The sequence below is a fragment of the Pedobacter paludisoli genome (genome assembly GCF_052344095.1).
In the GTDB taxonomy this organism is placed as follows: Bacteria; Bacteroidota; Bacteroidia; order Sphingobacteriales; family Sphingobacteriaceae; genus Pedobacter.
Window position 1 is genome coordinate 1,699,280 of sequence record NZ_CP179926.1, and the last position, 13,538, is coordinate 1,712,817.

Here is a 13,538-nt window from a genome sequence, read left to right on the forward strand (position 1 = left end):
ATTCTACTAACAAAAAGACTTTACTGCTTTTTTTTCTGTTGCTTTATTTCAGGCGTTTCTGTGACGGCAAATGGATTAAAATAAGACAAACCTTGTTGCTTATACCATTGAAAGTGTTGTTGTAACGCTTGCTTAAAACCCGGATAACTTTTGTTTGATTGTGATGTCCATGCCCCTTCTGAAAGTGCAGCCATTCGCGGAAAAACCATAAAATCCAGTCGTTGTTCGGTGTCCACTGTTTCAGTCCAGAGATTTGCTTGAATGCCCACTATTAATTTTTCTTCAGCTGCATTTAAGGCGTACGATTTTGCATCAAAGGCATATATTTTTTCTAAAGGACTGAAATCTTTGCCCCAACGACGTCCCGATTGGTGAGTACTGTCTTGTACAAAATCAAAATACAACGGAATACGCGGGCAAATAACCGTTTCGTAGCCTTTTTTTAAGGCCGTTCTCAACTCTTCGGGTTTCTCTTGTCGCCACCACATTAATAGTGTATTATCTGTAGGTACATTTGCATCAGCCAATTCATGCCAGCCCAAAACTTTGGCGTTTAAACGATACACCGAATCGGCCATTCTGCGCATAAAATAATGTTCCAACTCAACTTCATCTTTTAAATTCTTTTGTGTACGAAACTTTACGATTCCCGAATCAGTTTTCCATTTCACATTTCCGAAGCCCACTTCATCGCCTCCAATGTGGATTAATTTACTCGGAAATAATGCTGCCACTTCCCTTAAAATATTGGTCAAATAAGAATAGGTGCCTTCGTAACCGGGATTAAAAGTAAATTCTGGATGAGCATCTGAGCCACCTCCAGAGAATTCCGGATACGCGCGATTGGCAGCTGTTGCATGCCCTGGCATATCAATTTCGGGGATCACCTCAATCTGGCGCTCCGCAGCATAGGCCACCAATTCTTTAATATCGGCTTGACTGTAATATTGCGCAGGAAGATTCGGATCTAAAAAATCACCTTTCCCTCCTATTTTTGCCAATTTAGGATATTTCTTTATGGCTAAACGCCAGGCCGGTTCGTCGGTTAAATGCCAGTGAAACTTATTTAACTTATAAAAAGCCATCCAGTTTAAAAGTTCCTTCACCTTTTCTTTTCCAAAAAAATGACGCGACTCATCCAACATAAATCCTCGCCATTTATATGCTGGAGCATCAGAAATTTCACAAACCTGTATTTGATTATTTTGCGCAGATTTCGCAAGTTGAAGTAGGGTAATAAAACCATAAAAAGCGCCCTTCGCATCGGGAGCATCAAGCGTTATGACAGAATTTTTGATTACCAAGCGATACGCTTCATCAGAAAGAAAGTTATCCGTTCGTTGAACAACTTCAATGCATTGGTCTGCCTTGCCACTTTTTAACGAAAGCTTGTTTTGCTTAGCAATTTCTGCTCTGAAATAATTAACAACCTCTTTGAAAGGCTCGTAACTATATTTTATAGCCGTTTTTTTGTTTAAAGAGAAAAATCCGTCACCTACAGCCGCAGTAGTAGGTTTGGGAATTATCTGAAGGGTGGATTGTGCAGAGGCCGTCAAAAATGAGCACGCACAAACAAAATATACGAAGTACTTTTTCATAATAAGGATTATGAGCGCAAACTAAGCATATCTTCGCTGGATACAAAATTATTTTCCCATACGCATTTCAAACTTGTCGGTTTCGAAGAACAGAAAAACAATAAAAACCTTCGTGTCTATATCCAAGCAAGCCACCCGAGCCCATCATCAAGAAAAATCCAGTAGTATCACCAATCCTTTTAGACATCCCCCACCTGAAGGAAAGAAAATTTACAGACCCTGAAATTCCTATTGAACATGTAAATTTGGTATATTTAAAACAGCAAACTTTTTCCCGAAAAAATCGTTACTCCCTCTGAAAAATAAATTATGGCAAAAGACTACCCTTTCTACATTAAAGTTCCGATCATTTTATTGGGCCTTGTACTTTCTGTGTTCATCCTAAATGTTTTACAAGATATTTTAGTTCCACTAGCCTTTGCTTCGCTCATTGCTATTTTACTAAACCCATTGGCCACTCGCTTAGAACGTAGAATGACAAGAATTCCGGCAATTTTTGTTTCCATATTTATCGGGGCACTTATTATTGCTTTTGTAACGTATTTTTTATCCTGGCGGGTTGCACATTTCTTTAATGATTTAGATGCCATTAAACTTAAATTCACTTCTTTGCTGCATGACTTACAGTTGATGCTGAAAAATTCCTTTGGAATTAGTACACAGAAACAAGTTCAGATTTTAAACGATGCCATCAACAACAGCAAATCAATGATTGGTCAAACGCTAAATGGGGTTTTAGGGGTTTTAAGTGTCGTATTCTTAATACCCGTTTATACCTTCTTAATCATGTTTTACAAACCATTGATTTTAAATTTCTTATACGAAGTATTTTCGGAAGAGAATCAGAAAAAAGTGGGCGAAATTTTAACGGAAACCAAATCGGCTATTCAAAGTTACATCATAGGATTATTAATTGAAACCAGCATTGTTGCCGTATTAAATTCCGTTGCCCTCTTAGTTATTGGTGTACAAAATGCCATTCTTATAGGGGTTATAGGTGCCATCCTTAATTTGTTGCCCTATATTGGAGGGATTATTGCCATTGCTTTGCCTATTTTAATGGCTACCCTAACCACCGATGGTTTCACCACACAACTGCTTGTCATCGGTGCCTATTTACTGATTCAGTTTATCGACAACAATTTCCTAGTACCAAAAATTGTTTCTTCCAAGGTCCAAATCAATGCCTTAATATCCATTATAATTGTTTTATTGGGTGCAGCTTTATGGAGTATTCCGGGTATGTTTTTGTCGATTCCGGTAATTGCTGTATTAAAAATTATTTTCGACCGTATCGATGGAATGAAACCCTGGGGAAAACTCTTAGGAGACACCGTACCCACTGAACATATGGGGCAAATTAAACGCTTGAGACGCAAAAAAACGAATCCATCTTAAAAAACAAAAAGTGGTAATCTTTTGATTTGTTACCGTTTATTCCCTACAAAATTACGAAGACTGATGCGGGTGCTGATTAAAATTTTTAAATGCAGCACTGCTGTTTTCAGTTGGACATGCGTAGACCCGATGCGCTAAAAAAACATGTTGCATACTAAATGCTTGCAATTGTCCTTGATGGTATTCTTGAGCTATTTTTTTCAATCCTTCGGAAGAATAAATCCCGCAAAAGGGCTCAAAAAATTCCTCATTTTTATAAATCCAAAAATCAAAATCAGGATTTTCTGCTGCTTTTTTAAGGATGTTTTGAATGGTTGCTTCGTTCATCTCAATCATATCGCAGGCAAGCACAAGCCAATTGTTTTCAGGAAAAGCCGCTGCAGCTGATAAAATCCCACGCAGTGGCCCTGGAATGCTTACCGAGTCGATGATAAATTTTTCAGTTGCATATACCTTCGAGTAGCTTTCCAATTGACTTGCATTTAGGCTCAAATAATAGGGAATAGTTTGTCTCTCGAAAAGTTGGGCTACCACCTGGCTCCAAGTTTTACCATCGGTACTAATGAGACCTTTGTCAGTTCCCATTCGAGTACTCTGACCTCCACAAAGCAATAAACCTGTAACCTTCATTGTTCGTTTAACTTTCGTAAATATGGACATTCGCATCGCCTGTAACCTGCTGACAACTGCAATTCCCACCCCATTCTTTTGTTCCATCCACAAAGTACTCGCATTTCCAAACCGGCAACTCGTGTTTAATTTTTTCAATCAAAAATCGATTGGCCTCATACGCTTCTTTGCGATGCATGGATGCGGTAATCACAGCCACTGCACATTCCCCTACCCGTACTTCTCCTACCCGATGGACTGCAAAAGCACGTACCAAAGGCCATTTATCATGGCATTCATTTAACAAAGCTTGAAGCATCTCCGCAGCCATCTCTTCTGCGGCCTCGTAAAAAAGATATGCCACTGCTTTTCCTAAACTACGGTTCCGTACTGTGCCACTAAACAGCACGACTGCGCCAGCTTGCTCATCGTGCAATTCATCTAACAGCCGATTCACGTCGATCGCTTCTGCCGTAATCAATTTTTTAGCCTCCACTGCTGGGTGGGATGATGCTGATGTGTTCATTTCCAGTAAATTTAAAATCGCTATTGATGAAAGTGTTGTTGATGGCAAAGCGCGATAAATTTAACACTTTTACTGCGGATGGATTGATGCCAATTAATACCTCTTTCAGTTCTGAAATGGTACCAACCTGCTTATCCAACGTAAATTCCTGATCAAAATAATCCTTTAAAACTGCGTATACTTTAATATTCATGTATTACTTATCCTCCAATCGCTAACATGCTCAAATCGCTACCAGTAAATGCTACTTTTTGCTTTTGCTGAAGTGCTGCCTGTAATTGCTTGTACCGGTATGCGTCATTTTGTTCGTCCATCATTGAAATAGGATTATTTTCACTTAAACAGCCGTAAATATTGCCCTTATTATCCAATCGGAGACGATTACAATCGCCACAAAAAGGCTGCGAATGATTGGCTATAATGCCAAAAACAGCACCTTCTGCAGTTTGCCAATAATTTGCCGTGGCCGATTTTTCACGTTCCATCGGCTCAAAACGATATTTAGAAGCAATGGTTTTTAAAATATCTTTTTGACTGTATAAATAAGCTTGATTATTTCCATGCAAATGCCCCATGGCCATGACTTCCAAAAACCGAATGGTTAAACCTCTTGACCAGCAAAAATCGAGTAAAGGAATAATTTGGTGTTCATTTTGATTCCGCATGATAACTGAATTTATTTTTACACGCAACCCACAGGCAATGGCCGCATCAATTCCGGTCTGCACTTCTAAAAACTTCGTGCGTTTGGTCATCTTAAAAAAAGTACCTTCATCGGCTGCATCCAAAGAAATATTAATTTCCTGCAAGCCTGCCAATTTTAATGCTTTTGCTTTTCGTTCCAATAGAAAACCATTGCTGGTCATTTTGATGTTTGGAATACCAATTTCCTTTATCCCCGCAATTAAGCGTTCTAATTCTGTATATAGCAAGGGTTCTCCCCCAGTTAAACGAATGCATTCAAGATTCAACAATCGATGTAAATTGGCAATTTGTTCTAGTAATCCCTCCACCGAAAGCGTTTTTTCAGTTAAGCCCTTTGTACTCAAATCAGCTTCATCGGTACAATACACACATGCTAAATTGCACGCGCTTAATAAACTCAGGCGTAACGTTTTAAAACTTCTTCCGTTTTCATCTACAATCATTATCGAACTACTCCGTCTATATCTTTTTTAAGGGATGAATTTTCTATTCATCAATTGGTGATTAAAGTTAAAAAATTTATCGGGATAAATGCTTCTTTGGTAGAATTACACATGGAGCAGGTATAGCTTTCAGGAATTGTCTGAAAAGGTGTTCCTGCCGAGATGCCCTTCTCCGGGTCGCCGTATTCTTCATTATAAATACTGAAACATTTTTGGCATTGTTGCACCCACATTCCAGCATTATCCGACCCCTCTGCAAATACCTCATCCACTTTTAAATCGGCGCCAATTAAATTATTCAACCCAATTTGCTCATAATACAAATTACTCAATTGAGCCAAATGAACATCCAATACATTTAAAGCCAGTTTTCGTTTATACACCACGTAATTTTTAGAATTCGGATTAAAATCAGGTGTATACAAAATATCAAATCGATCGGTTGATTTTTTTGCTGTGCGGGTGGTGTTTAACAACCGTTTCACAACTACGGAACCAAAAAGGCCACTTTTCGGCTGTGTTTTAATCGCAAAACATAAACCATGCGTTTTTAAATCTAAACTATCAAAGCGTTTCACCAAGTAGCGCTTAATGATTAATCCATCGTTCGACAAATCTTCCACCTGCCAATTCAGCTCGTTGGATGCATGGCGCACATTAATCAGGTGTTTTCCTAAAACATAACTCCAAAATTTTTGGTCCTCGGCATCAATTCCTTTAATTAAAATAGATTTCCAAGGTGTAACATAAATTCGTCCTATTTTGGTTTTTAGGCAAATTGCACAGATATCTTTTAAGAAAGCCAACGGATAAATTTCGTCTCGACGATAAACACCTAGCCAAAATTTTTGTCCATAACGATTCAATCCTTCGTAATACGGAATGGTAAAAGTGGGCAAAACCAACTCTTCGGTAACGGGCTTACTGAAAAAGTTATAATTTTCGGCATCAAGTTTTTCTTTCAGGAGCGCCATGCTTGCCGTGGTTTTACTGTAAAAAGTTTTCACATCAGCAGTAATAACAGTTTCAATCGCTTTGGCCACCTCCGGAATGTCGGCCGAGTATATTAATTCAGGCCAAGCATTGTTTTCAGTCATTTTTGGAAAGCGTACATACAAATACCAATAATTGGGTGTTCCGCTCGAAATAAAATTGATGTTCCCCGTAAAAAAAGGAACCAAATTCTGGGTGCTATCAATGATATTTACTTTCAGCGTAGGCTGATAATTAAAAGAATCCAGAATATCGGCATATACCCCTTCGGTAAGCCAATTCGGGCGATTAAACAATTCATCCGTTACATACGAACTCACAATATTGGGATTATCATCAAAATTGACTTCAAATTTAATGTGAGCTGCTGTTAGCATATCGGTAAACTCTGCTAATTTCAGTTCAGAAACAGTCAGGTACATTTGTTGACGTGTACCCATTCGAATTTCCTTTGCCTGCGCATATTCCGCAGCTTTTACAATGCTCAAAAAATCACCGGTAGAAATTATTCCACCCGTTAAATTAATTTTAATGATGTTTTTTTGTTTCATTTTATGGCTGTTTCTAATTCGTTTATTCCTTGCATTAAAATGCGTTGTACCTCTGGCTTACAAGAGCCACAACCCGAACCCGCACCTGTTTTACTACAGAGTTCTTTAAAATCATGACAGCCTTTGGCAATTTCTTGTTTTAAATTTCCATCTCCCACATTGTTACAACTGCAAACCAATTTACCGATAACCGGAACGGCTTGTTTACCGCTTCGTAATAGCTGCAATCGTTTTTCACTTAGTTCTGTTTTATTGGATATTAATTCTTTAAACTCTAAGAACTCATTCTTATCGCCAATTAAAATTGCCCCCACCAAGCGGTCGTTATGAATGATGCATTTTTTATAATAGCGCTTTGCTTGATCAATGAAAATTATTTCCTCGTAATCTGGCGAGTTTGGTCGTTCCGTTAAGCCCATGCTGCACAAATCGAAACCATGTACTTTAATAATGTTCAACAACAAAGTACCCGCATAATAACTGGCAATATCGCCATGTAAATACTGCGCCAATACCTCCGCTTGGTGCTCAGCCGCAGCAGTAATTCCAAATAAACGCCCTTCAAATTCAGCAATTTCGCCAATAGCGTAAATACTGTCATCACTCGTTTTTAATTGTTCATTTACCGTTACTCCCCATTTAAAATCCAAACCACATTCTTTCGCCAATTCAATGTTTGGAAGCGTTCCAATGGCAAAAACAATGGCATCGCAATTTAACTCGCGACCACTTTTTAAACGCAAACCGCTTACTTTTTCTCGACCATTAATCAATTGAACCTCATCGTTATAAAAAATATCGCAGCCCTGGTCAATCATTTCATCGTGTAGCATTTGACTTCCTACAACATCCAACTGACGATCTAAAAAGCGCGACGAACGATGAATGATGGTTACCCGATTATCGCCTTCACAAAGCGATGCAGCCAATTCTAAGCCCAACAAGCCGCCACCAACGATTACCACATGCGCATTGGGCTTTAAATACGCCTTGAACCCATCGGCATCGGGACGACTACGCATGGTAAAAATTCCGGGTAGCGATTGAATATTTTTTGGAAATGAGGGTCTACTTCCCATCGCCATGATAAGTACATCATACGACATAACCTTGCCCGTTGAATCCGTTACCGTTTTGTTCAGACGATCAACCTCTTGCACCGATACTCCTTTTTTCATATCAATGCCATAACTTGCTTCTTCAGCTTCGTGCATTTTTACTAGTTGTTCCCAACTTTGCGTTCCCGAAATGTAATCAGGCAACATCACACGATTATAAAAAGGTAGATTTTCTTTGCTGAAAATAACAATATCATCTTCCTGATTTAAAGCCCGGTACGATTTAACGAAACCACAAGCACCGGCACCGGCACCTACAATAACAATCCGTTGCTTTGCTTTTACATATTTCTGAACGCTTACCGCACAAAATTTAAAATCAGGCTCTTTTGAAATAGGGTCTAACAGAGCATTGGTTAAGTTATTGGCCCTATTTAAGTCGTTGTTTAACAATTTCCCCCAGTGCATCGGTAAAAAAACCACCCCTCTTTTTATTCCATCAGACACATTCGCTTTTAAGCGAACCTCGCCTCTCCGCGATTTTACCTCAACCAAATCGTTGTGGCTAATCCCTAATAAAAAGGCATCATCCGGATGAATTTCTAAGGTGGATTTAGCAATATGCTTGTTCAGCTTATTAACCTTGCCAGTTTTACTCATCGTATGCCATTGATCACGAATACGTCCGGTGGTTAAAATAAAAGGATAATCCTCATTAATTTCTTCGCTGGTATTTTTATCTAAAACCGGATATAAATTAGCTTTTTGTGAAGCCGTATAAAAAAGATGATCGGTAAATAATCGTTTGGGTAACGAACTCGTTTCTCCTGCTGGATACGGCCACTGAACCGATTTAAATTTTTTCAAAACCTGATAATCCACCCCCGAAACGTCTATATTGGTTCCTTTCGTTAATGCGGCATGTTCTTTATAAACAGCTTCGTCATCGTCATAATCAAAACCCGAATAGCCCATTTTCTTCGCAAAGCGACAAATGATCTCCCGATCGGCAAGCGCTTCGCCCGGAGGGTCAATAACCTTGGAAAGATGCGTAATTCTTCGTTCAGAATTCGTCATCGTTCCTTCTTTTTCCAACCAGGCAGCGGCAGGCAAAATTACGTCGGCATAGGCCAAAGTCTCCGGTTTTGAACTAATTTCTTGAACCACCACAAACTTGGCTTTCTTGAGCGCTGCTTCGGCCTTTCGTACATCTGGTAAACTTACCAGCGGATTGGTACACATAATCCAAATGGCTTTTAAGCTGCCACTTTCCAAGGCATCAAACATTTCCGTAGCTGTCAATCCAGGTTGCGCGGAAATCGTTCCTCCTCCCCAGAAAGCCTCCACTTCGGCTCGGTGTTCGGGATTGGTTAACACGCGATGTGCTGGCAATAAATTAGCCAATCCGCCTACCTCACGTCCCCCCATGGCATTCGGTTGTCCCGTTAATGAAAACGGTCCAGAACCTGGTTTTCCAATATGTCCCGTAATCAAATTCAAGTTGATTAAACTTAAATTTTTATTTACGCCCACAGCACTTTGATTCAATCCCATGGTCCACATGGTTAAAAATCCTTTTGCCTCGGCAATGTATTGAGCGGCCAATTCAATTTCGCTCACACTTACTCCACAAATGAATGCGGCTTCCTCCACACTACGTTCAAAAACCGATTCTTTATATTTTAAATATCCCTCGGTATGATTTTCAACGAAAGAATAATCGATGTTACCTTGCTCAATTAAAATACGCCCAATGGCATTGTTCAAGGTAATATCCGTTCCAGGGTTTAACTGGAGATGTAAATCTGCCAAACTGCAGGTATCGGTTCTGCGCGGGTCCACCACAATAATCTTTACATGTGGATTTGCAGCTTTATGTGCTTCAACCCGTCGCCAAATGATTGGATGACACCAGGCAGGATTTGCCCCGGTTACCAAAAAGCAATCTGCCAACTCAATATCATCGTAACAAACAGGAACACTATCTTCTCCCAAAGCCATCTTGTAGCCAACCACCGCACTGCTCATGCATAGCCGCGAATTGGTATCGATATTATTGCTTCCGATGAAGCCTTTCATCAGCTTATTCACTACATAATATTCTTCGGTTAAGCATTGTCCTGACATGTAAAACGCCACCGAATCTGGGCCATATTGCTCAATAAATGTTTTAAAAATAGCCGCAGTACGCTCAAAAGCCGTATCCCAACTTACCCGTTGCAGCGGCATACTTTTATTGAAACGCATTTGCGGATACAGTAAACGATCCTCGGTATCATTTACTGTATAATGTAAGTTCATTCCTTTACTGCATAGCATTCCTTTGTTAACAGGATGCGCGGTATCTCCTTCAACTCCAACAACTCCTTTTTTATCTTTACTTACCAATATGCCACAGCCAGTGCCGCAGTAACAGCAAGTAGATGAGTAAGTGCTTTTTCTATTTGTAGACATATATAAACGATTAAAGGAGTTTTTCTTTTATTTAAGCGACCATTTGGCCATCAATAACAGATTCATTTTCTGTCTTCGCTTTCAAGGTAAATCGCGTTATAAATACCAATGCCGCTACCGCCATTACCACATATCCGATGTATTGAAATGCTTGTACATAGGTAATCGATTCCGATTTGAATAAGAAACCGAACAACATACCTCCCACATTACCACCGGCACCTACAATACCGTTTACCATACCTGCATTTTTCTCGTTTATAAAAGGCGTGATAGCATAGGTTGTTCCATTTGCCATTTTTAAGAAAAGGGCAAAACCCAACATCGATACGATAGCCATGGTTAATGAACCTGAATAGGCAAACAAAATGATTCCCATTCCTTCAAGCAACAATAAGGCTCCTAGCAGTAATCCTTTACCTTTCATGCCGTATTTGGTATTCACGCTATCCGCAGCAATTCCTCCTAATGCGCGGGCAAAAAGATTCATAAAACCAAAAATCCCCGCTAAAAACCCAGCTGTTCCTTGTGTTAAGCTGAATGTATCGGTAAAATGTAGCGCTGCGATTCCGTCAAAAGTAATTTCCATCCCAAAACAAACCGCGTAAGCCAATGCCAACGACCAAATTCTCCAATCAGCCAATAAAGTCCAATCTGTTTTTCCTGAAGCTTTTTTGGTTCTTTCTATTTCATCAAAATTTCCGGCAGGTGTATCTTGTGTAAATTTGTAATAAACCCAAGCCATTACCAGTAACAAAACACCTGGAAAAATCATCGCATAGCGCCATGCTTGGGCATTGGTATATCCAAAACCAACAATTACAGAGAAAATTAAAGGCATCACCATGTTGGTAATCCCCCCACCTAAATTTCCCCACCCACCTGCAACTGCGTTTGCTGTACCTTTAATTTTAGCGCCAAACATCAGCGAGGTATGAAATTGAGTAATTACAAATGAGGCGCCAATAACGCCAATAGCCAAACGAAACAGTAAAAACTCCGTATATGAATTGGCCAAACCAACAAACATAACCGGAAATGCTCCAATGACTAATAAAGCGGTATACGTTTTTCTGGGACCGTATAAATCGCAGAGTTTACCAATTAATAAACGTGCAAAAATAGTTGCCGATACAGCTGCAATAATGGTATTCCCTACCTGCGCTTTGCTTAAACCCAAGTCGGCACGTATGCTGGGCATTAATGGGGCCAGTCCAAACCACCCAAAAAAGCAGACAAAGAATGTCAACCAGGTAATATGAAAAGTGCGCATTTGTATTCCTTTGAAAGAGAATACATTTAATTTTTCTAGTGGTTCTAGTTTGTTTGAGATCATAACAAATAGTTTAAAGGTTTACAATTAATTCGTTCCGTTATTCGTTTTACAAAATTTTAATGTTCCTACATTGCTTGGTCTGTTAATGTCCTCCACCTTTCATCATTTTTCTAGCATGAAAAATTGCGGGTACAACAGCATCTAAACTTTCGCGTACACCGTCTGTACTTCCTGGAAGGGTAACAATCAAACTTTGAGCAATAGAGCCTGCTACTCCTCTACTCATCATGGCCATTGGCGTGCGCATTTGTCCATGGGCGCGCATAGCCTCTGTAATACCATCTGCATCGCGTTCAAGAATTTCTTTTACGGCCGAAACGGTTCTATCACGTGGTCCCAATCCCGTTCCGCCAGTAGTAAAAATAAAATGAACATCTGCAGCCACCCATTCCTGTATCTTGGCTTGGATACTTTCTTTCTCATCGGGCACAATTTCATAGGCTACAACCTGCGCTTTAGCTGCTGTTAAACGTTCGCGCAACAAAACGCCGCTTTTGTCTACTCTTTTTCCTGCAGCTGTTGAATCGGAACAAACGAGTATGGCACAAGTGGGTGCGGTGTTGAAGTACTTTTTACGATCGCTTTTTCCTCCCTTTTTCTCCAGTAGTTTTATTCCGGTTATTTCTAAAGAAGCATCTACTGGTTTTAGCATATCATAAATTTCAAGCGCCGCTACCGAAACGCCTGTTAAAATTTCCATTTCAACTCCAGTACGTCCGATTGATTTTGCTTCGCCCCAAATTTTAATTCCATGGAGACCGATAAATTTTTCTGGCAGATTTTCGTCCCCAGTTTCTTCTCCTAGCAAGCTAAAACGCACCTCCATACCGTCAAGCAGTACTGGATGACAATGCGGTAAAAGTTGTGGTGTTGCTTTAGCTCCCAAAAATGCTGCTGCCCTAGCGACATCAAATAAATTCCCCTTCGGCAAACTATCACGCTTAATAAGCTGAATGGTTTCTTCCGAACAAAGCACATACGCCTCTGCTTGCGCCGTACGTAGGGTATTTATTTTATCGCTTATATCTCTCATGCTTGATTACTGCTTAAACAAAATTATTTTCAGGTATTTACTTCTTTAATTAAACAGCCATGAGGCGATTATTATATTCTTGCATAGCGATGAATTCTCTAGCCCGAACCACATTTCCGATGACAATTATGGCTGGATTACTCAATTCGTTTTCGAAAGCTGCTCTAGGAAGATCTTTAACATCACAAACGGTATGTTTTTGATCTGAATGGGTTACCCGTTGAATGATAGCAGCCGGCACATGACCTAAACCTGCTTCTAAATAAGTATTCGCAATTTCTTCTAACTTTTTCATGCCCATGTAAATCACCAATGTGGCCGAACTTTTCATGGCGCATTTTAAATCATCGGATAAAGAACCATCCTTTTTTGTGCCGGTAATAGCCCAAACGCTCTCGCTAATGCCACGATGCGTTAAAGGGATATCGACAAAACCGGCTCCTTGCATGCTGCTAATCCCTGGAATGTACTGCGCACGAATGCCGTGTTCCTCAGCAAAAAGCAACTCTTCAAAGCCACGCCCGAAAATAAATGGATCACCACCTTTTAAGCGTACAACCGTAGCGTACTTCTTGGTGTATTGAACAATTAATCTGTTGATTTCTTCTTGAGGGGTGCAATTTCTATAAGGTTGCTTACCCACATAAACCATTTTGCATGATTTTGGAGCAATTTTTAGCAGTTCTTCATTACATAAGTTATCATAAAGAACAACATTCGCCTTTTTTAGAACATTATACGCCATTAAAGTTAGCAATTCAGGGTTTCCAGGACCTGCCCCCACCACAAAAAGACCAAATAGAGATAATTTCTTTTCCATTTTAAATGAGATTT

At 39.8% G+C, this 13,538-nt stretch carries 11 protein-coding genes; 1 reads left to right on the top strand and 10 read right to left on the bottom strand.

Going from position 1 to position 13,538, the window contains the following annotated elements:
* Nucleotides 1-20 precede the first annotated feature (20 nt).
* A complete protein-coding gene (locus ACJVDK_RS06655; RefSeq protein ID WP_443939498.1) occupies nt 21-1,598 on the bottom strand; it encodes a beta-N-acetylhexosaminidase in 1,578 nt (525 codons plus the stop codon).
* Nucleotides 1,599-1,907: 309 nt separating this feature from the next.
* Between ACJVDK_RS06655 and ACJVDK_RS06660 the strand changes: the two genes are divergently transcribed.
* Complete coding sequence (locus tag ACJVDK_RS06660; RefSeq protein WP_443939499.1) at nt 1,908-2,996, top strand: AI-2E family transporter; 1,089 nt, start codon at nt 1,908-1,910, stop codon at nt 2,994-2,996.
* A gap of 51 nt (nt 2,997-3,047) precedes the next feature.
* On the opposite strand, the gene mobA is transcribed toward ACJVDK_RS06660, so the two are convergent.
* From mobA to cobA, 9 genes are all read right to left on the bottom strand, one after another.
* Nucleotides 3,048-3,626, bottom strand: a complete 579-nt coding sequence (gene mobA / locus ACJVDK_RS06665; protein WP_443939500.1) for a molybdenum cofactor guanylyltransferase — start codon at nt 3,624-3,626, stop codon at nt 3,048-3,050.
* Between the two features lie 7 nt (nt 3,627-3,633).
* Nucleotides 3,634-4,131: a molybdenum cofactor biosynthesis protein MoaE gene (locus ACJVDK_RS06670; RefSeq protein ID WP_443939501.1), complete on the bottom strand. Its 498-nt coding sequence runs from the start codon at nt 4,129-4,131 to the stop codon at nt 3,634-3,636.
* Nucleotides 4,091-4,324, bottom strand: coding sequence for a MoaD/ThiS family protein (locus tag ACJVDK_RS06675; protein ID WP_443939502.1), 234 nt, complete (start codon nt 4,322-4,324; stop codon nt 4,091-4,093). The genes ACJVDK_RS06670 and ACJVDK_RS06675 overlap by 41 nt, the downstream gene beginning before the upstream one ends.
* A 7-nt stretch (nt 4,325-4,331) precedes the next feature.
* Nucleotides 4,332-5,279 (bottom strand): GTP 3',8-cyclase MoaA, encoded by a 948-nt coding sequence (locus tag ACJVDK_RS06680; RefSeq protein WP_443939503.1) that lies wholly within the window; start codon nt 5,277-5,279, stop codon nt 4,332-4,334.
* Nucleotides 5,280-5,329: 50 nt separating this feature from the next.
* Complete coding sequence (locus ACJVDK_RS06685; protein WP_443939504.1) at nt 5,330-6,823, bottom strand: rubredoxin; 1,494 nt, start codon at nt 6,821-6,823, stop codon at nt 5,330-5,332.
* Entirely contained in the window at nt 6,820-10,335 is a 3,516-nt protein-coding gene (locus ACJVDK_RS06690) for a molybdopterin-dependent oxidoreductase (protein ID WP_443939505.1), read from the bottom strand. The genes ACJVDK_RS06685 and ACJVDK_RS06690 overlap by 4 nt, the downstream gene beginning before the upstream one ends.
* 31 nt (nt 10,336-10,366) lie before the next feature.
* Nucleotides 10,367-11,671: an MFS transporter gene (locus ACJVDK_RS06695; protein WP_443939506.1), complete on the bottom strand. Its 1,305-nt coding sequence runs from the start codon at nt 11,669-11,671 to the stop codon at nt 10,367-10,369.
* Nucleotides 11,672-11,753: 82 nt separating this feature from the next.
* A complete protein-coding gene (gene moaCB / locus ACJVDK_RS06700; protein ID WP_443939507.1) occupies nt 11,754-12,704 on the bottom strand; it encodes a bifunctional molybdenum cofactor biosynthesis protein MoaC/MoaB in 951 nt (316 codons plus the stop codon).
* A 49-nt stretch (nt 12,705-12,753) separates the two neighbouring features.
* The gene (cobA, locus tag ACJVDK_RS06705; protein ID WP_443939508.1) at nt 12,754-13,524 is read right to left on the bottom strand and encodes a uroporphyrinogen-III C-methyltransferase; all 771 of its coding nucleotides are present in this window, start codon (nt 13,522-13,524) and stop codon (nt 12,754-12,756) included.
* Nucleotides 13,525-13,538: the final 14 nt, after the last annotated feature.

Bases quoted from the DNA above. Each gene is read 5' to 3' on its own strand.
- cobA (WP_443939508.1), bottom strand. From the start codon at position 13,524: ATGGAAAAGAAATTATCTCTATTTGGTCTTTTTGTGGTGGGGGCAGGT.
- ACJVDK_RS06670 (WP_443939501.1), bottom strand. From the start codon at position 4,131: ATGAACACATCAGCATCATCCCACCCAGCAGTGGAGGCTAAAAAATTG.
- ACJVDK_RS06680 (WP_443939503.1), bottom strand. From the start codon at position 5,279: ATGATTGTAGATGAAAACGGAAGAAGTTTTAAAACGTTACGCCTGAGT.
- ACJVDK_RS06690 (WP_443939505.1), bottom strand. From the start codon at position 10,335: ATGTCTACAAATAGAAAAAGCACTTACTCATCTACTTGCTGTTACTGC.
- moaCB (WP_443939507.1), bottom strand. From the start codon at position 12,704: ATGAGAGATATAAGCGATAAAATAAATACCCTACGTACGGCGCAAGCA.
- ACJVDK_RS06655 (WP_443939498.1), bottom strand. From the start codon at position 1,598: ATGAAAAAGTACTTCGTATATTTTGTTTGTGCGTGCTCATTTTTGACG.
- mobA (WP_443939500.1), bottom strand. From the start codon at position 3,626: ATGAAGGTTACAGGTTTATTGCTTTGTGGAGGTCAGAGTACTCGAATG.
- ACJVDK_RS06685 (WP_443939504.1), bottom strand. From the start codon at position 6,823: ATGAAACAAAAAAACATCATTAAAATTAATTTAACGGGTGGAATAATT.
- ACJVDK_RS06675 (WP_443939502.1), bottom strand. From the start codon at position 4,324: ATGAATATTAAAGTATACGCAGTTTTAAAGGATTATTTTGATCAGGAA.
- ACJVDK_RS06660 (WP_443939499.1), top strand. From the start codon at position 1,908: ATGGCAAAAGACTACCCTTTCTACATTAAAGTTCCGATCATTTTATTG.
- ACJVDK_RS06695 (WP_443939506.1), bottom strand. From the start codon at position 11,671: ATGATCTCAAACAAACTAGAACCACTAGAAAAATTAAATGTATTCTCT.